General features: G+C 62.1%; 12 protein-coding genes. 6 read left to right on the top strand and 6 right to left on the bottom strand.

Annotated features, from left to right (window positions below; all coding sequences use genetic code 11):
- The first annotated feature begins 41 nt into the window (after positions 1-41).
- Both DXK93_RS01265 and DXK93_RS01260 read left to right on the top strand, forming a co-directional pair.
- On the top strand, positions 42-845 hold the full coding sequence (locus tag DXK93_RS01265; RefSeq protein ID WP_054456557.1) for a FadR/GntR family transcriptional regulator: 804 nt from the start codon (positions 42-44) through the stop codon (positions 843-845).
- A gap of 18 nt (positions 846-863) precedes the next feature.
- Entirely contained in the window at positions 864-1649 is a 786-nt protein-coding gene (locus DXK93_RS01260) for a 3-oxoacyl-ACP reductase (RefSeq protein ID WP_119449118.1), read from the top strand.
- Between the two features lie 31 nt (positions 1650-1680).
- Here DXK93_RS01260 and DXK93_RS01255 read toward each other — a convergent pair whose 3' ends face one another.
- The 5 genes from DXK93_RS01255 to DXK93_RS01235 form a co-directional block, all read right to left on the bottom strand.
- The gene (locus DXK93_RS01255) at positions 1681-1899 is read right to left on the bottom strand and encodes a hypothetical protein (protein ID WP_125472666.1); all 219 of its coding nucleotides are present in this window, start codon (positions 1897-1899) and stop codon (positions 1681-1683) included.
- Positions 1900-1917: 18 nt separating this feature from the next.
- A complete protein-coding gene (locus tag DXK93_RS01250; protein WP_054456554.1) occupies positions 1918-2160 on the bottom strand; it encodes a hypothetical protein in 243 nt (80 codons plus the stop codon).
- Between the two features lie 200 nt (positions 2161-2360).
- A complete protein-coding gene (locus tag DXK93_RS01245; protein WP_119449117.1) occupies positions 2361-4022 on the bottom strand; it encodes a cyclic peptide export ABC transporter in 1662 nt (553 codons plus the stop codon).
- A 126-nt stretch (positions 4023-4148) separates the two neighbouring features.
- Positions 4149-6656, bottom strand: coding sequence for a penicillin acylase family protein (locus DXK93_RS01240; RefSeq protein ID WP_119449116.1), 2508 nt, complete (start codon positions 6654-6656; stop codon positions 4149-4151).
- 66 nt (positions 6657-6722) lie between these two features.
- Positions 6723-7556 carry a N(5)-hydroxyornithine transformylase PvdF gene (locus DXK93_RS01235; RefSeq protein WP_119449138.1) on the bottom strand — a complete coding sequence of 278 codons (834 nt, stop codon included), beginning with the start codon at positions 7554-7556 and terminating at the stop codon, positions 6723-6725.
- Positions 7557-7891: 335 nt separating this feature from the next.
- On the opposite strand from DXK93_RS01235, the gene DXK93_RS01230 reads away from it, so the two are divergent.
- From DXK93_RS01230 to DXK93_RS01215, 4 genes are all read left to right on the top strand, one after another.
- Complete coding sequence (locus tag DXK93_RS01230) at positions 7892-10018, top strand: TonB-dependent siderophore receptor (protein ID WP_233564479.1); 2127 nt, start codon at positions 7892-7894, stop codon at positions 10016-10018.
- A gap of 25 nt (positions 10019-10043) precedes the next feature.
- Positions 10044-10823: a siderophore-iron reductase FhuF gene (fhuF, locus tag DXK93_RS01225; protein WP_119449115.1), complete on the top strand. Its 780-nt coding sequence runs from the start codon at positions 10044-10046 to the stop codon at positions 10821-10823.
- Between the two features lie 138 nt (positions 10824-10961).
- Complete coding sequence (locus DXK93_RS01220; protein ID WP_119449114.1) at positions 10962-12251, top strand: lysine N(6)-hydroxylase/L-ornithine N(5)-oxygenase family protein; 1290 nt, start codon at positions 10962-10964, stop codon at positions 12249-12251.
- 445 nt (positions 12252-12696) lie between these two features.
- Positions 12697-14931, top strand: coding sequence for a TonB-dependent siderophore receptor (locus DXK93_RS01215; RefSeq protein ID WP_119449113.1), 2235 nt, complete (start codon positions 12697-12699; stop codon positions 14929-14931).
- Positions 14932-15345: 414 nt separating this feature from the next.
- Here DXK93_RS01215 and DXK93_RS01210 read toward each other — a convergent pair.
- The coding region (locus DXK93_RS01210; RefSeq protein ID WP_119449112.1) for a non-ribosomal peptide synthetase at positions 15346-19915 on the bottom strand (4570 nt) is incomplete at its 5' end.

Raw genomic sequence — 19915 nt, 5'->3', positions numbered from 1 at the left:
CATGGTGACTGACAAGCCCGGCAATGCATGTAGGAATGACGATGAGCAATGTGCGGGATCCACAGCTGGAATCGCTGCTGCAAGCCGTGGACCGCCCCCGTCCTGAATTGGACGTGCTGGCGGAAGTGGCTTCGGGCCTGGGCTACGTGCGCGCCGAACGCTTTGCCGAGCGCGTCTACGAAAGCCTGTTCTATGCCATTGCCACCGGCAAGATCGCGCCCGGCAACAAGCTGCCAACGGAACTGGAGCTGGCCGCGCTGTTCGAGGTATCGCGACCGGTGGTGCGGCAGGCGCTGGATCGGCTGCGCGAAGACCAATTGGTGGACTCCATCCGCGGCTCGGGCACCTATGTGCGCGCAAAGCCCGACCTGATGGGCGGCATGCCCGCGGTCGACCCGGCGCGCCGCGTCGGCCATATCCTGGAAGGCCTGGAACTGCGCATGGTGATCGAACCCGAATGCGCCTACCTGGCTGCGCTGCGCCGCACCGACGAAGACCTGCGCGAAATGGACCGCATGCTGACCGGCTACGAAGAAGCCGACGCTTCCGGCGCCATCGCCCACCATCACGATTACGGATTCCACCGCGCCATCGCCGCGGCCACCAGCAACCAGCGCTTCGTGCAGGTGCTGAAATCCCTGGAGTACGACGTCAGCCACGCCGTGAACGTCATGCGCCACCTGGTCCACAGCGAACCCTGGAAGCGCACCCGCGCCGCCATCGAAGAACACCGCCACATCTACCGGCTGATCCAGGAACAGGACGCCGAAGGCGCGCGCAACGTCATGCGCGCCCATATTGAAAAAGCCCGCAGCCGCATGCTGAACAGCGGCTCGGAACATTGAGCAGGAAGCCTTAACTACATGTCATCGCAACAACGCCCCTCCCTGGACCTGAACCTGCAGCTCGTCGTCGTCACCGGCGCCAGCCGCGGCCTGGGCGCCGCCATCGCCCGCGCCTTCCTGCGCGAAGGCGCCAAGGTCGTCGTCAACTATCTGAACAGCGCCGAACGCGCGCAGGCACTGGCCGCCAGTGCGCCGGACCGCGCCATCGCGCTGCAGGCCGACGTGCGCGACCCGGCCGCCGTCGCCGCCATGTTCGCGCAAGCCGCCAAGCATTTCGGCCAGCCCGTGACCACCGTCGTCAACAACGCCCTGCCCGCCTTCCAGTTCAACGGCGATGCCCGTCCGCATGCCGGCGCGCTGGACTGGACGCAGATGAACGCGCAGCTGGAAGGCAGCGTGCGCGCCGCGCTCAACACCACGCAGGCCGCTCTGCCCGCCATGCGGACCGCTGGCGGCGGGCGCATCATCAACGTGGGCACCAACCTGGTCCAGAACCCGGTGGTGCCGTACCACGACTACACCGCGGCCAAGGCGGCGCTGCTGGCCTTCACCCGCACCTTGTCGCATGAACTGGGCGCGGACGGCATCACCGTCAATATGGTGTCGGGAGGCTTGCTGCGCACCACCGACGCCTCGGCGGCCACGCCGGACGCGGTCTTCGACATGATTGCCGCGGGCACGCCGCTGCGCGAAGTCACCACGCCCGAGCAATTCGCCGACGCCGTGCTGTTCTTCGCCAGCCCCTGGTCGCGCGCGGTGACGGGCCAGAACCTGATCGTCGACGGCGGACTGGTGAAGGGTTGAGCCGCGCTGCGCCAACACGGCGCGCCGCGCGCTATGCCTGCAATCGTCTCGCGCTGATTTCCACTGCGGCGTACTTGATGCCCTTGAGCGCGGCGTCCTCGCTCACGAAGGCGGAATCGCCCACGCCTATCCGCGTCCATTCGCGGCCTGGCGCGGTGCGCACCCAGGCTTCGTAGCCTTGCTGCGACGCAAGCGGCCTGAGTTCGTATTCGAGCTGATGCCCGTTGAGCCTGATCACTCCGGTTCTCATTGTTTTCTCCCCGGCGCCTCAACGCTGGCCCGCGATGGCGCAGGCGCGCATCAGGATGTGCCCAGGCCCCGCGGGCGTTGCGCGGTAGTCCTGCGCCCGCACCACTTCTGACACGCGCTGCCCGTCCGCCATCCATTGGCGGGCGACGCTGACGACATCGGTGAACTCGGGTTGCGGCCCGTCCAGCAACCAGCCGACGATGGGGACGCCAGGCATGACGGCCACACCAGGAGAAACCTGATCCAAATCAAGGGGCTTCATACTCCTCTCCGTTCAGGGAACTGTAGGGAGCGTAGACGCCGGGTCAATTCTCAGGCATTAGAAAACCGCAAAAAATAGAACATTTTGTGTATTCCCCGCCAGCGGCGCGGAGCAATCATCCCTGGCTGAGCACGCCACGCCGGGTGGAAATAAAAATTCACACATAAACTATCTGGGTGGCGCCGAGGAACGGCTGCCTCTCATTGCGCGGCAGCCAGCTCGGCGGGCGCCAAGATCGCCAGATCACGTGCAACCGGCGTTTCGATCGCCACGATCTGGCCGTTCTCCATCCGTATCAAGCGGTCGGCCAGATGGAAATAGCGGTCGTCGTGGGAGATCACCAGCACCGCCTTGCCGCGGGCCCGCAACTCCGGCAGCAATTCGCGGTAGAACACGTCCTTGAACAGCGGGTCCTGATCGGCCGCCCATTCGTCGAACAACAGGAAAGGCCGATTCTCCAGGTACGCGACCACCAGGGCCAGGCGCTTGCGCTGCCCCTGCGACAGGGCTTGCGTGGTGAAGGCCCCGTCGCGCACCTGCACCTTGTGCTGCAAACGCAGCTTTTCAAGCAAGGCGTTGCCCTGCGCGTCCAGTTCGGCGGACGCGGCATCGAGCGTATGTTCGAACAGGTGAAAGTCGGAAAAAATGGCCGAAAACGTCTGGCGATAGCGATCACGGCTGCGGTCGTCCACCGGCTCGCCATTGAGCAGGATGGCGCCCTGCTCCGGCCGATATAGCCCGGCAAGCAGTTTGGCCAGCGAGGTCTTGCCGCTGCCGTTCCCCCCGACCAGATAGGTGATCTGACCCGGCGAAAAATCCAGGTTTACGGGCCCCAGGGTGAACATGTCGTCAGCCCCTTCGTGGTAATAGCGATGACAAACGCCCCGCAGCGCCACACTCGTCAAACCCGGTGTAGTCGCCGGGGCGCCATCGCCCTCATCATGTTCAAGCTGCGAGGTGATTTCGTCGATGCGCGCACCCGACACCTGAGCCAGATTGGCGCGCGGCAAGGCGATCAACAGATTTTCCAGGGGCCCCACGATGTAGACGAAGATCAGCGCGAAGCCGGTCATGACGCTGGCGCGGTCGGGCACATCGCCCACCAGCGCGAACAAGGTCAAGCCGATAAAGCCGTAGAGCAGGAAATTGCCCCAGGCCGACGACACCAGAAAGATCGACATGCCCAGCGCGCGTTCGCGTCGCACGGTCTCAATGGAGCGGCCCAACACGTCGTCGGCAAAGCGGCGGCGCTTGACGGCGTGCAGACGCAGTTCCTTGGCCCCCTCCACCAGCGAACGGAAATGGCCGAACAAGCGGTCCTGCTCCTTGGAAGCCACCTCCAAATGCCGGATCGCGCGCAGATGCGCCAGATGGTACCCAAGAGAACCGAGCCCGATGACGGCTACCGCCGCCAGAAACACCTGCCAGGATAGCCATGCCATATAGGCCAGGCATCCCGCCACGATGATGGCGTTGACCAGGATCGTCGGAAAGCTCACAAAGAACTCGGCCACCCGCGCGCTGTGTTCCGACAGGGCCGATTGCACCTTGGGACCGCCGATCTCCTCCAGCCGCCGGTAATCCGCGGCGACAACCCGCGCCGAGATGAAGCGCCGAAGGTCGGCATGGGCGCGTTGGTTCAACCGCTCGAACAGCACCGAGGCCGTCATCTGGCTCAGCATGGCCGCCACCGCGAAGGCCGCGAAGCGCCATGCCAGCGCCGCGCGCTCCGCCGAAGAGGCCGCGGTCAAGGCCGCATTGATCTGAGTGAGCAGCAGCACGCCGCACACGCCCTGGGCTATGCTGGCCAATGCCGCGGCCATCAGCAGCTTGCGCGACTGTCGAATCAGGTAAGAAAGCAAGGGAATCGCCTCGGACTGGGATGGAGAGGGACGCGGGCACGGCTCGCGCGGCCATGGCTTCGGGAACCATCTACACCTAGACGAGCGGCGCGGCCATATGTTTACGTGAGCGATGCGCCAACGGCATCAAGGAAGCAGACGCAACCGCTCCAGCGCAGGATCCCGCTCGATCTCCTCCTCATTGAATGGGAAAGACAGCCAAGCCTTGCGGGCGTACCGCAGCACGGGCCCCCAGCCCTGACCGTTGGCCACCGCGTTCTCATCCTGGCCGTGCGCCAGCAGCGTATGCGCCTGCATGCCGGACGGGCTGAAACGCACGACCTGAAGATAGCTGTTGCCCAGGGTGTCCGGGCCCATCCGGGCACCGCGATCTTCATTGCAAGCCACGGTGAAATAGCCCGCCGAGTCGCATCCGCCATAGAGGGGAAGGTGTCGCCCGCCGCTGGTCACAAAGCGGCGCGTTCCCAGCGCGCCATCCAACAGCCAACCCTTGTCGCTGAACTCGAGCACGGTCGCCGCCAATGCCCGGGCCGCCGCGCCCCGCCCCGCGCGCGGCTCGCGAGGAGTTTCCAGCGGCGATTCGCTGGCAAACGCCACCTCATAAAGATCGTCCGCCTGAATCCGTTCCAAGCGGGCCCAAAGCGCCTCCCACAGCAAGGCGCCCCGGTCATGCGCGTCAGCCTTGTTCGGCCAACGACGCAGGATTTCGCACGCTGGCGCTATGTCGACCTTTTGCGAGACCGACTCCCCTTTACGCAATGCTCCCGGCTCCCCCGCCGCCAACGCATCGGCATCCAGCTCGACCTCCGACCGCACGCAAGCCTGGACCAGCACGTCGTCCTTGAACAACTCGGCGGCATGGTTCCTGGGCGCGAGCACCTCCCGCATCAGTCGCCGGCTCAGGGCTTCCGAGGACTCGGCCTTGTCTTGAATCAGGTCGAGCGCCATGCGGTGCCCCAGTCTCCCCCGCAGCCCCAGCGGCTGGCGCTCTCCGCCCAACACCGCCGCGTATCCCTCCAGCGGCTGGGCGACATTGCTGAGCCAGTAGCTGTCGTTCATGTTCGCCACATAGTCCTCACGCAGCAGCGAAGGCATTGCCGCAGCCGGCATCGCGCCGGCCTGCGCCGCCGCCGGATCCGACTGCCATTCGCAATCCGAACGGCTGCCGTCGAGAACCGGCGTGATAGGGTCCACGCTGGCAAACGCTTCCGCCAGCGCCGTGACGCACGCTTTGCGCAGCGCATCCGGAACATTTGGCGCCGCGCCGACGTCTCCAAACCAGACCCGGCCGGCCCCACGCCCCTCGCCACGACCTATCGCCACCGTGTTGACCCAGGGAATAGCCGCCTCGCGGCGTTGGATGCCGATGAAGTCGTCCAGCGACTTCGCCTGGTTCCAGTAGAAGAAATTGCGAAAGATGCGAAAGTTGTCGGCGTTCACATCGCGGATCGCCAAGGCGTGCGCCGTGCCCCAGCCAAATGCCGCGTGGTGTCCGCCCAGATCCACCACCGGCCCGTATCGGGTCCGGTAGAAGGTACGCGTCAGGCGCCGCTGACTTCCGTCTTCCGCGCGCACCTCGACGGCGACTTCGCGCGTCGTCATCGCCTCCATCTTGCCGTCGACCCGGTAGCGCGTCGGATCCGCCGCATCCAGCGCCAGGTCGAACAATCCGAAGCGGCGCGCCTGCGACACCGTATGGCTCCAGGCCACATCGCGGTTGAAACCTATCATGACTATCGGCAAGCCCAGAAAGGCCACGCCCGCCACGTCGAGCTTCCCAGGAATCGTCAGCTGCATCTGGTAGAAGCGATCCGGCCCGCCCCAATACCAGTGCGGGTTGCCGAACAGCACCGCGCCGTCGCCGCCGGTGGCCGCGCTTCCAAAGGCCAGTACATTGCTGCCGATGCCGGGCTGCGCACCGATGGTTTGAGCCAACCGGCTGCGCAACGCGGCGCGTCCGCCCGCCCCTTCCTGCGGCACGGCAGCGGGATCAGCGGGCCTGGAGTTGGCCATCTCTGTGACGAACTTGGCATAACCGGCGGCGATCTGGGCCGCATACATGCGCCGATGGACGTCGTCCGCCGAAATATCGCGCACCCAGGGCTGATTCAGACAAGGACGGCCGACCGCCAACGCCCGACCGGCGCGGACATCGGCCAGGTAACGGTTGTAGCCCGCGGCGAACCCTTCGACGAGCTGGTTCAGTTCGGGCGGCTCCTGCTCCCGATAGCGGACCAGGACCTCTCCATCGGCGTAGGCGCGAAAGAAAAAATCCAGATCGACGTTCTTCGGCCGCCCGAAGGTGGAGTCCCGCACCGGCCGCTCTTCGGCGCCGAAGAACCACGCCCGCCTGCCCTCGTAGGTCACGAACGCTTCGGCCAGGGTGCACAGCGCATCCTGGGCCTGCGCGTAGCCGACGCCGACGCCGAGCCCTAGCCAGCTTTCCGCGCGAACATGAGGGATACCATCGGTGGTGCGTCGAATCTCGACGCCTGTTGCTTGCGCTCGAACTCCAGGTTCATCCGCCTTTGCATGGGCGCCGCCGGCCAGCGCCAACGCACCGCCCAGCATCAATCTCCAGACACACGCAATGATCTGGCGCCGTTTCGCCGCAAACCGGTACGCTAAGCCCATCCTTCAAATCCTTCCTGTAGGTATGGCGTCCCGATGCCGACCATCCGGCTTCGGCGCCCTGAGGCGTCATGCCGCCAGCATCGCCGCCATATGCGCCAGCCCCTGGCGCAGGGCCGGAAACAGGCTGTTGTTGAAGTTGTTCCAGCGCAGTTCCAGGATCGTGTCCCGCGGGTCGATGCGCGTATTGAGCACGTCCAGAATCACTTCGCCTGAATCGATGCCATTGTCGACGTAGTGAAACGACGCTCCGGTCATGTCCACCACCGGCACCTGCTTCATTTCGCCGGTCTGCCAATTCACGACCTTCTGTCCGCGAGCTCCATGCAAGGCGTCGAGCGTCGCGCAGGCTCCCCGTCGCTCATAGGGCGATTCGATCCTGGTGATGCCAGGGTGGATGTTGACGATCTTCCGATGGAACGGCGCACCAGGGCGCACCAGTTCGTCCAGTATGACCAGCAGGCCATCGAGCACCACCAGTTCGGCGCCCAGGACCAGCAGTTTGTCCAGCAGGCGCGCCTCGAAGGCGCGCTTACCAGCGGGCCGGTCCGCCGCGTCCAGCGGCAGCCGCCGATAGGTCGATGGAACCGAACACAGCAGGTCGTTAACCCGCCGCCCACCCGCCTCGAGCGCAGGCGGATAGAACCATTGCCCGCCGGGCCGCCATGAAAAGCCATAGTCCCCCACGCTCTCGCGGTCCCGGACCGAGCCCTCGTCGTCGTCGAAGATGACCGCTTCCAACGAATAGGCATCCCCCAGCTCGGTCCCGTTCAAGGTTTCAGCCAGGTACTCCAGCGGCGACTTCATATAGCGCCGCCCGCCCTTGTACTCAATGTGCTGCCCGGCCCTGTCGGCCGCGGCATTTCTCAAGGACCAAACGTAAACCAGCTTCGTCTTCGTCATCTGCGCCAATAGAAAGAAGATTTGAAAAGCCACAAGACCCTGCACGCCACGCAAACAAGACGAAATAACCACTCGCTTGTTTAGCAGCAACTTCCCGGCCCGCCCTTCCGCGGTACGTCCCGGGAAAAGCTGGCTCGGCCCGCCTAAACAAAACCCGATGCGCAACGTCTAGTTCGCTACATCGATGCAGCCGGCGAACTCGCGAACCTACCCGCCGACGCATCGCCATTTCAACCGTCAAAACCAAAATGATGAGAATCCACTATCCGCTGCGTAACAGCGAACCGCCGGCGCGGCCTCTCGCACCCATAGCGCGCGTCGCCCAGGCCGGCCTATTGACCATCGCCGTCACCGGCACATCCCTGGCCCAAGAACCAGGCCAAGCCGACATCGTGGTCACTCTCCCCACAGTAAGAGTGGAGGCAGACCGGGATTCCGCCACCGGACCGGTGTCCGGCTATGTTGCCGAACGCAGCCTTACCGGCACCAAGACCAGCACGCCGATCACCGAAGTACCGCAGTCCATTTCCGTCATCGGCCGAGACGAGCTGGATGATCGTGGCGCCTTGTCCGTGGTCGAGGCGCTGCGTTACGTACCTGGCGTGGCCAGCCAGACGTATGGCGCGGACATCCGCGGACAAGACGACTGGATCAATCTGCGCGGATTCTCGGGCTACGGCACGTCGCTATACCAGGACGGCTTGCGGATGAACACCAACGCAGGCACCTTTGCGAGTCAGCGCAGCGAATCCTACGGTCTGGAACGCATCGAAGTCCTACGCGGCCCCACCTCGGTGCTTTATGGAAAAGGCGACGCGGGCGGAATCGTGAACCGCGTCAGCAAGCGCCCCGCAGCCGACTCGCCGCGCGAAATCGAGGTCCAGATCGGCAACGAGGACCGGCGCCAGCTTGCTGTGGACGTGGGCGGCGCGCTGGACCAAGAGGAACGGATCCTGTATCGGATCATCGGCCTCGGGATGAACGCGGACACGCAGGACAGGTATGCCAGCGGTGATGAAGTCTCGAACACGCGCCGCTATCTGGCGCCATCGCTTACCTGGAAACCGACCCCGGACACCTCGCTGACGCTGCTGTCCGAATTCCTCCGCGATCGCAACGACGGGTTTGCATTCCGCTATGCACCGCCCGGTGCGTCGACCCGGAAATCCGCGTCGCTGCTCGAAGGCGAACCCGGGTATTCGGGCTTCGATCAGTACCAGGCTACCGTCGGCTACCTGTTCGAGCACAAGCTGAGCAGCGCCTGGACCCTGCGCCAGAACACGCGTTTGTCCGAGGTCGACGTGACCTATCGTCGCATCATGTCGCTCAGCCTGGAGGACGATGGCAGGACCATGCAACGCCAGGTACGCAAGTTCAAGGACGAAAACCAACAAATTGCGATAGACACGCAGGTCGAAGGCCAGGTCAAGACCGGCAGCATCGCGCACACGTTGCTGTTCGGCCTGGACGCAGAAAGGCAGAACAATGCCAGGCGGGTCTACACGGGCGAGACGGGACCGCTCGACATCTACGACCCTGTGTACGGCCAGCCCGTGACGGTGTCGCCGATCGCGGACTTCGACGACTCCAAGCAGCGCTTGCGTCAACTCGGGCTGTACGTGCAGGACCAGATCAAATTGACGCCACACTGGCTGATCACGCTGGGTGGACGCATGGACTGGACAACGTTGAGATCCCTCGATCGTCTGACGGAAACCGATACCACGCAGAGAGACAACAAGTTCACCAAGCGCCTCGGGATCAGCTATCTCACCGGCACGGGTTGGACGCCATATTTCAGCTATGCCGAGTCGTTCCTGCCGACCGTCGGACGCGATGCCGACAATACGCCCTTCAAGCCTACGGAAGCCAAACAATACGAAGTGGGCCTGAAATTCACCCCCGACAACGGACGCAGCTTGTACACGGTCGCCTTGTACGACCTGCGCAAGACCAATGCGCTGACGGTGGACACGACGAACCCCGACTATCAGACACAGAACGGCGCCGTGCGGTCGCGGGGCATCGAACTGGAAGCAAAAGCGGCCTTGGCCCCCGGCATGGACCTCATCGCCACCTACACCTACGGCGCCGTCAAGATCACCGACAGCAACGGCCCCGATAAGGGCAAGGTGCCGACAGCGACGCCAAAGCAGATGGCATCGGCCTGGTTGAACTACCGCCTGCCGGACTCCGTGCTGCGCGGCCTCGGCATCGGGATTGGCGTGCGCTATGTCGGATCCGTCTACAACGACGAAGCCAACACCTGGAAAACGCCGTCGTTCACACTCTTTGACGCCGCCCTGCAATACGACACAGGACCCTGGCGCTTCGCGCTGAACGTCCAGAACCTGGCCGACAAGGAGTATGTCGCAACTTGCTACCAGTCGGTCGGCGATGGCAGCCAGTGCCAGTATGGCCAGGAACGGACCGTCGTTCTCAACGCACGGTATCGCTTTTGAGCCTCGTCATGTACGGGAAGCGGCGGTGATTCCCCTGCTTTCTCCGCTGTTCCAGGGTGACTGGGCCCCCTATGCGGAGACGCTGCATTGCGCCGCTGAATGGCCGGCCGGGGCGGTTCCTGTTGCGCGCCTGCTGGCCAGCGACGCGCTGCTCGACGCCACGCTGCGACGCTATGCCGCGCATCTGAACGTCTCGGGCAATGACCTGCGGGCTGCCGCCTCGGCCTGGAGTCTCGATTACCTGTGGACCTTGCTGCCCGCGACAGCCGCCGCGGCAAGCGTGCTGCAACATGTCTTCCCCATGCGGGCCGAAGACGTTGCACTGAGCCTGAACGACTTCGGCGCTCCGATCCGCTTTCACATTCGCCATGAAGGCAGCGCAGCGCCTGCCAGCCCGCCGGCGGTCCGCTACGGCCTCCTGCTGGACGCGCACCTCGATCCGCTCTTCAAGGCCCTCAGCCGACAGACACGCGTCGCCGAGAAAATCCTTTGGGGGAACACGGCGCGCCATCTGGAGGCCATACTTGACCAAGCGCTGGCATTGACCGGCAACGCCGAACGGATCGCCCTGGACAAGCAAATCCTGCTGCAGCGTCCGCTTCGTCCTGACGGCCCCCCCAATCCCCTTTTTGGCCGACAGCGCGTCTCCGTGCGCACGGAGGACGGTGCCACGACGCCCCTCCTACTGCACCGCCAATGCTGCCTATTCCATCGCTTGCCAAGGCGGAGCTATTGCGGTGCCTGCCCCTTGGCGCCGGAACATCAGATTGACAAGAAACCGACAGGCAAGAACGCCGGTCCATGAGGCGTCGAGCAGCCGGTCGACCCCACTAAACAAACTTCATAACACCTCGTCTAGATATCTGCGACCCGGCCTCCCGGTCCGCTTGCACGCAACACGGCCCCGTGCAGTGCCTACCCAATCAGACCAAGGAGTGCGCCATTGGCCATTCATGACCTCATCGGCATCGGCTTCGGCCCGTCCAATCTCGCCCTGGCGATCGCCCTGGAGGAACAGCGGCAAGCCGGCGGCCCGAGCCTCAGTTCGCTCTTCATCGAACGCCAGGCGGAGTTCGCCTGGCATTCCGACATGGCGCTCGACCATGCGCACATGCAGGTATCCTTCCTCAAGGATCTGGCCACGCTGCGCAATCCGTGCAGCCCCTACACCTTCGTCAACTATCTGCACGAGAAGGGCCGGCTGCAGGACTTCATCAATCTCAAGACATTCTTCCCCAGCCGCCACGAATTCAGCGACTACTTCGCGTGGGCAGCGAGCCGCTTCGCAGACCGTTGCATCTACGGCGAAAGCGTGTTCGAGGTATTGCCCGAGAAGCGCGGCAATGTGGTCAGCGTGCTGCGCGTGCGCTCGCGCGACCAGACCGGGGAAGTACACGAGCGCCTGGCCCGCAACCTGGTGGTAAGCGTGGGCGGCACTGCCCGGATCCCCGAGAGCTTTCGCTCCTTACGCGACGATCCCCGAATCTTTCACTCCCACCGCTACCTGGACCGCATTGCCGCCAACGCCCAGGCCGGAAAGATCGCCGTCATCGGCGCCGGCCAGAGCGCCGCTGAAATATTCATGGATCTTCATGGCCGGCCTGGGGCTCCCCAGGTCGATCTCATCATGCGTGCGCGGACCATCAAGCCAGCCGACGACAGCCCCTTTGTCAACGAAATCTTCAACACCGGCTTCGTCGACCATATATACAGCCGCACCCCGGCCGAACGCCAGGAACTGCTGCGCGAGTTCCGCCATACCAACTATGCCAGCCCGGACCTGGAACTGATCCAGCAGCTGTTCAAGGTTCTCTACGAACAGAAGGTCAAGGCGCAGGCGCGGCACCGGATCCTGCCGCAGCGCGAGGTCGCGGCCGCCCGCGCCGATGAACATGGGGTCCATCTGACGCTCAACGAAACGGCCGACGGACCGGGCGACACCATCCGCTACGACGCAGTGGTGCTGGCCACAGGCTACGAGCGTCAGCAGCACAAGACCCTGCTGGCCGCGCTAGCGCCCTACCTCGGCGACTTCGATATCGACCGTCAATACCGGATCCAGACCTCGCAGGATTTCCATCCCGCCATCTTCATGCAGGGTGCCAGCGAACCGACGCACGGGTTGAGCGACACGCTGCTATCGGTGACGGCGGTGCGCACGGGGGAGATCGGTACGGCGTTGTTGGCGGCCGGGCGGCCTGTAGAGCAGCGGGCTACGGTTGGCGCACGCTGACCTGCTCCAGATCACGTCGGAGTCCCATGGAAATGACAGTGTCGATTTCGGATGCTAAGCATCCGGGCGGTCGATATCCCCATCGCCTACCAACATATCGATGAACTGCGAACGCCAGGCTATGGCTAAGCACAAAGTCGAACAATTCGGGCGACTACATCGCACCGTCGTTCTCTTGGGCCCTGTCGTCAGACAGGTGCTTGGTCCTGCTGATCGGATTCCAAGAACTTAAGGGCCCGGTATGGCAACTTCGTTGAGTACCTAGACCAGAGGATCAGATGGACAAGCGAAGCCCGCTCCGCATGCTGCGGGCACCTGAAACGTCAAGCCGTCAGCTACCCCTGTAAGCAAAAAATCCCGGAAAGGGTGTACATCCGCGACGATCGTTCGTCTTGAACATAGTCGACTTACTTCTAGTTGCCTATCATCCAAGGAACCGACCTCAATGTGTCTCCCGTACATCCGCTTCAACCCGGCACTACTCACCGTCGCCATCTCCCTAACGCTGAGCGATCCGGGGATAGTTCGCGCCCAAGCCGCCACGGCAGACAATTCAGTAACCGGCATTGCAGCAGCGCAAGCACCCAATACCGCATTCAGTCCCCCTCCGTCGGTTGGGGCGGTAACGATACTGCCAGCCGTAGCCGTGGAGGCAGAATCAGAAAGCGCAAGCGGACCAATCAATGGCTATGTCGCCAAGCGCAGCGCGACCGGAACCAAGACCGACACACCGATCATCGAAACTCCACAGTCGATCTCCGTGATCGGCGCGGAGGAAATCGAAACGCGCAAGGCGGCCGACCTGATGAATGCCCTCAACTATACCGCCGGAGTCGTTCGCCTCGAGGGCGCAGATCGGACTAGCGAGTCCTTCCTTCTTCGTGGGTTCGTAATGAACCCCCAAAACGGGAGCTTCTACCGCGACGGAATGAAATACAACGTCAACACCTACAACGGCCTGCAGGAGCCCTACGGCCTGGAACGCATCGAATTGCTCAAGGGAGCTCCCTCCGTACTCTACGGTACCGCTGCCCCAGGGGGCATCATCAATACTGTCAGCAAGCGGCCAACCACCGACCCTCTTCATGAATTGAACGTCGACATGGGATCCTTCAATCGCAAGCAGATTTCAGGAGATTTTAGCGGCGCGTTAACCGAAGACGGCGCATGGTCATATCGACTGACCGCGTTGAAACGTGACAGCGACAGTTTCACCGACTACGTACCTGACGATCGAACCTACATAGCCCCCGCTTTGAAATGGCAACCAAGCGCCGGAACTTCGCTAACGCTGCTGTCGGAATATCAACGTGACCGTACGACATATGTCTATGGTTTACCCGCAGAGGGAACAATTCTGTCCAATCCAAATGGCAAGATTTCACGCAGCCGCTTCGTGGGTGAGCCAGATTACGACGATTTCGAGGTAACACGACGCTCAATCGGCTATCTCTTTGAGCATGCCTTGACGAACGATCTCGTATTGCGAAACAGCGCGCGTTATTTTGACGCCAACAATAACTATCCTTCAACATGGGACCGTGGAATTGCGAGTGACCTAAGAACATTGATCAGACGCAATTCGATAGACAGGCAGGATCGCTCGCGCGCCGTCGTCATGGATACATCGTTGCAGTACAAGTGGAGTACAGGAAACATCAGCCACACTAGTTTGCTCGGATTTGACTACACATCCCAGCACCATGAATCCGAACGCTACAGGCGAACCGCCCCGGAGCTTGACGTATTTGATCCTTTATATGGCGGAAGCTTGGGCACGCCAGAGCCACTGGACTATTCATGGAAGGACAATCGCGCCCAACTCGGCATTTACGCTCAGAATCAGGCGAAAATCGCTGACAGGTGGGTGGTGCTTCTGGGAGGGCGGTATGACAAGGCACGGAACAGTGAACGCGCATTTTTCACGGACGAGATCATCACCGACAACGAGAAGAGCCATGCCTTTACGGGCCGCGTCGGGCTGGTTTACCTGGCAGACAACGGCTTGGCGCCCTACGTGAGCTTCAGCCAGTCGTTCGAACCCCAATCCGGCACTGACCGTAACAGGGAAAGGTTCAAACCCACTCGCGGCGAACAATGGGAACTGGGTTTGCGATACCAGCCCGAGGGTGACATGCTGATCTCGACCGCCATTTACGATCTCACCCAGACCGATATGCTGGTCACCGATCCGGTAGACCCCGACTACTCCGTCCAGTTCGGCAAAGTCCGTTCGCGCGGCTTTGAACTCGAAATGAAGGCCAGGATCGGGCGGCAGGCAAACCTCATTTTGGCCTATGCCTACACCGATGCCCGCACGCTTGAAAGCAGTCCGCTCACACCCGAAGAAAAAGGCAAGCGCACGGAAGGCGTTGCATACAACCAGTTTTCGCTATGGGGCGACTATAGCTTTGGGGAGTTTGGACTGCCCGGGCTGAAGGCAGGCGCCGGCATACGTTACGTCGGTTCGGCCGTAGCCCGTGGCCGAGGCGACTGGGGAAATGCAAGTGTGCCAGCTTTCACGTTGTTCGACGCGATGGTCAGCTATACAACAGGCCCATGGAAACTGGCGCTTAACGTGACGAATCTGACCGACAAGACTTACATCGCGTCTTGCACTTACGGGTGCTTCTATGGCGACCCTCGCAAAGTGCTGGGAACAGTGACCTACAGGTGGTGAAGATCTGCTCCTTCATAGGCACGGTACGCTAGACGGAAACTCGCCAGAACATTGCACCTGCACTTAGTCTTCCGGGGAGTGTCATGTGGCTGGTCCTGCGCAACATCACTGGAACCAGGGCGGCGCCACATACGACAGGAAGGCTACTATTAACCAGTTCGCTGTCATTTGTACCGAATGCTTCACCGCCCCATATCATTGAGATAGCATCAACTGGCCTGATCGAATAACGATCAGGCTTCTATCTCTAAAACAAAAAACGCTGACACTCCGCCAGCTCCGCGTTGCCTCGGATCGACATTCATAAATGGTCGCCCCCTCCGGGTGATCTGCAAACCGCTGGCCCCAAACAACACCGCCATCGAATAACACCCGCCCCTTTGCAGTAGCAGGTGCTCCTTCTCCGTCCTTCTCCTATCGCATCAGACGCAGCTCTCGACGCATTTGGTCAAATAGAGTCGGAGTTCGTACGATAAGAAAGTGATCCGCCGCCAACGTACTTTCGGCAATGGAAAGGTGAGACTTGACCCAAGTTGTGAACGCTGCCCTTTCTTGAGGTGCCGTATCCTCGGCCCACCATACCTTGACGCGTCCATCCAGCTCGATACCCGGGTACGGCTTGTTCCCCGCCGCACGAAGATTTCGCCCTGCCAGGAACATTCTTGCCAGCGCTTCTTCCCCCAGCGCTCCATACCAGTGCAAGTCACCGGTGTCCGTGTGAGTAAGCAAAACCTTCAGCATGGGGATCAACGCCTCGGGATCACGATAGGCTTGGTCAAGCAGCCCCTGCAGCGTTCGATTACTCAGTAGACGCTCGTGTTGGTTTTGCGGCAACAAGATCCCCAGAAACTCCCGCAATTCGGTCTCGTAGCCGATGGTCCCCTCGTCTCTTCGCGCAACAGGAACAAAAGGATCAATTGCCCCCACGAACTCTACCGCATGACCGTTGCGCTCAAGCGACTGGGCCGCCAAAACGGCGAGGGCTCCCCCCATGGACCAACCCGCAAGCAGAAATGGCCCATTTTGACCCGACTCGACGATTGCAGCAGCATACCGATCCGCAAGCTGCATCAGATCATTCGGCGCCCTCAGAGAATCTGCCGAATATGGTATTCCGATCACAGCGCAGTTGCTCGACTCCAACGTAAGCGCCAGCGTGGTGTAGTCCAGCAAATTACCCCAACCGTCATGCATAACAAACAGCGTGCGCAGGGGCGTCGTCACCGTATTCAGAGGAACACTGCTGCAGGAACGTGCTTCCTCCCCAGCCAACCCAGCCAAGCTGGGCCTGGAAAAAACGTCCCGCAACGTAAACCGTCTTCCGTGAAATTTGGCCGCGAGTCGTACAAGCTGCAGCGCCGTCAGCGAATTACCGCCCAACTCGAAGAAGTTGTCGTAGCGCCCAACCCGTTCGACTCCCAGTACCTCGGACCACATTGCTGCCAACGCCTCTTCTGCCTCGCCCTGCGGCGCCTCGTAGGCCCGAGCGCTCTCCATTCGTGATTCTGGTAGCGCTTTTCTGTCCACTTTGCCATTGGCATTGAGTGGCAAACTTTCCACTACCACGATCGCACTGGGCACCATGTAGTCCGGCAACTGCCGACCTAAACGCTCCCTCAGCTCCCCTGCTTGGACGGTCATCCCGGCTTGCAGCGACACGTAGCCAACCAGGCGCGCCCCGCCAGGCCCGTCGCGCGCTACTACCACCGCTTCTCTCACCTCCGCCTGCGATAGCAACCGTGCTTCCACTTCGCCCAATTCGATGCGCACCCCTCGAATCTTGACCTGATGGTCGATCCGCCCCAGGTATTCCAACTGGCCCTCGGCATTCCACCGCATCAGATCACCGGTGCGATACAGTCGGGCGCCGACCTCGTCAAACGGATCCGCAACAAAGCGCTCCGCGCTTAACCCTGGCCGTCCCAGGTAGCCGCGGCCCAACAGTTCACCGCCAATATACAGTTCGCCGGCCACACCCTGGGGCGCCCATTTCAGAGATTCATCGAGCACGTAGGCCCGTGTCCCCGAAATCGGCCTCCCTATCGGCACCAGGTTGTTCCCTTCTTCTTGGCACGTCCATTGTGTGACATGAATGGTCGTCTCCGTCGGACCGTACAGGTTCTGCAGACTTACACCCGTGAGCCGCCGTAGCACCTCCCGCTGCGTGGTAAGCGGCATGGCATCGCCACCGCATATCACGTAGCGTAGCCGTGTCTGCTTCTCGATACCTGCCTGGTCCAGGAACGCTTGCAACATCGCCGGCACAAAGTTGAGTGTCGTGATCTCGTGTTTGACGATCAGATCAATGATCCGCTGCGGATCACGATGATCTCCCGGATTAGCCACCACCAGTCGCACACCAACGGTCAAGGGCCAGAATATTTCCCACACCGACACATCGAAACTGAACGGCGCCTTGTGCAACACGGCGTCGGCTGCTGTCAAGGCATACATCTCTTGCATCCACGTCATGCAGCGACTCAACGCGTCATGGCAGATCGATGCGCCTTTGGGGCGCCCCGTGGATCCCGAGGTATAGATCACGTATGCGAGGTTCTCTGCGTGGATCGGGACCTGCGGATCGTGTCCAGGTTCGTCCTTCACGTCCAGCCCATCAAACTCCAGCACCGTCAGCCCGTGCAGCGTCGGCAGGCGATTCCTCACCGCGCGCTGCGTCAACAGTAACCGGATCCCGCTGTCATCCATCATGTAGGCCAGACGTTCGACCGGGTATTCCGGATCCAGCGGCACGTAGGCGCCACCCGCCTTCAGGATCGCCAGCAGCCCCACCACCATCTCGGTGGAACGTTCCACCGCGATTCCAACCTTCACCTCTGGCCCGACTCCAAGTCGCGTCAAGCGGTGCGCCACGCGATTGGCCTGTTCGTTAAGCTCTCCGTAGCTGAGCGACTCTCTTCCAAACACCAGCGCGGTCGCGTGCGGGCGTTCTCGCGCCTGTTGCTCAATCAACCGGTGCACCGGCTCCACTGCAGGGTAATGTCTTGTATTCTCCGCCCACCGCTGAAGTCGTTGCTGCTCGAAATCGGTGAGCAGCTCCACTTCACCAATTGCCTGCTGCTGACCGTTCGACAGCGCCTTCACCATACCCGCCAGTGCCGCCTTCATATACTCGCACTGCGGTTGCGCGCCTACGGATCTGTGCGCCTGACTCACCAACACGAAGCCACGGCCCAGATCATCCACTGACATGGAGATTGGGTAGTTCGTGCGTTCTTCGCCGCCCAGAGCCGTCATCCCCTCCCAGCCAGGCGTCGTTGCGTCGATGTCGGGCGCCACGTTGTAGCGGTAGTTGAGCAAGGCCGAGAACAATGGCGCCCCGCCCGGCATCCCGCTGCAGCGTTGAGCCAGCGACAGACTGGCATGTTCATGATGCATCAGGCCCGTCAGCCCTGCATGAACCTCGCGTAGACATTGCTGTACGCTACGGCCGCTCAGCTTGACGCGGATCGGAAGCGTATTGATGAACATTCCCAAGGCTCGTTCGGCCCCCTCCCCACCCTGCATCCGTCCGAACAGCACGGTGCCGAACACCACGTCGGCTTTGCCCGTCGTCTTGGCAAGCACCAACGCCCAAGCCAGATGGAACAGGCTGGCTGCGCTCACGCCATGGCGCTGCGCTTGCCGACGGATATCGGCGCACAGTTCTGCTTCCAGCGTCAGCTTCTCTTCTTCTATCTCGCTGCCGTCGCCCTGCACGTCCAGCAGTCCGAACGGCGCCGTCGGCTCATCCACCTCCCCCAGCATCTTGGTGAAGAAGGCTTCATGTTCGGCCCGGCTGATGCCCAGTCTCGCCTGGGCGACAAAGCGCCGGAACGGCACGGGCACGGGTAACGCGGCCTCCTGGCCTTGCTGGATCTGTGCAATCTCTTGGACTATCAGTTCCAACGTCGTGTGATCCAGCACCAGATGATGGCTGGGCAGTTGCAGCAGCCAACGTCCTTGTACCGTATCCCGCGCGGCTACCGCGCGAATCATCGGAGCTTGGCGCACATCGATACGATGGCGACGTGGATCGACATGCGCATTCAGCCGATCGGCGGCACTGTCCGTGTCGGCCTCCTGCAACCACTCGATCTGCAAATGCGCTTGTCGCTGAACGACTTGCACCGGCTCCCTCAATCCTTCCCACAGTACCGCCGTGCGCAGAATGTCGTGGCGCGCGATCACCCGGTTGAAGCTGTCGATGAAGCGCTCCAGTCGCTCCCGGCTGTCAAAGCTCAACAGGCAGGGAGTCACGTAGGCATCGCCCTGTTGCTCCAGCACGTGATGGAACAGGATGCCTTCTTGCAGCGGCGCCAGCGGATAGATGTCCTGGATGTTTACCGCACCTCCGGGCACCACCGCCTCGATCCATCCTATCTCCCGCGCATCAAGCTCCAGCAGGGTCAACATCTCCGGCTCGATTGCAGTGCAGCCAGCCGGGATCAAATTGGGTGGAACAACGACGTCATGCCGATCCTCAGCCTGCGCAACGGCTTGCGCAAGACCCGCCAGCTCAGGCTGCTGAAACAGCGTACGCACCTGCACGGCCAAACCCTGCGTACGCATGCGTTCCAGGACGCTTAGCGCCAGTAGCGAATGCCCACCCAACTCAAAGAAGTTGTCCTGGCGCCCCACGCGCTCGACTCCCAGCACCTCCGACCAGATCGCCGCCAAGACCTGCTCCACCTCGCCCTGCGGCGCCTCGTACGCCCGCATGCTCTCCAGCCCGGGCTCGGGCAGCGCCTTCCTGTCCACCTTGCCGTTGGCATTGAGCGGCAGGCTTTCCAGCACCACGATCGCGCCAGGCACCATGTAGTCCGGCAACTGCCGACCCAGACGCTCCCTCAGTTCTCCGACGTCGACGGTGTTTCCGACCTGCGCTGACACATAACCCACCAGCCGTGCTCCGCCCGGCCCGTCGCGCGCCACCACCACCGCCTCCCTGACTTCCGGCTGCGACAGCAACTGCGCTTCCACTTCG

It is taken from the genome of Achromobacter sp. K91, from assembly GCF_003576205.1.
GTDB lineage: Bacteria > Pseudomonadota > Gammaproteobacteria > Burkholderiales > Burkholderiaceae_B > Achromobacter > Achromobacter aegrifaciens.
The sequence above is the reverse complement of the archived record's forward strand: the minus strand, read 5'-3'. Positions and strand labels throughout refer to the sequence as shown.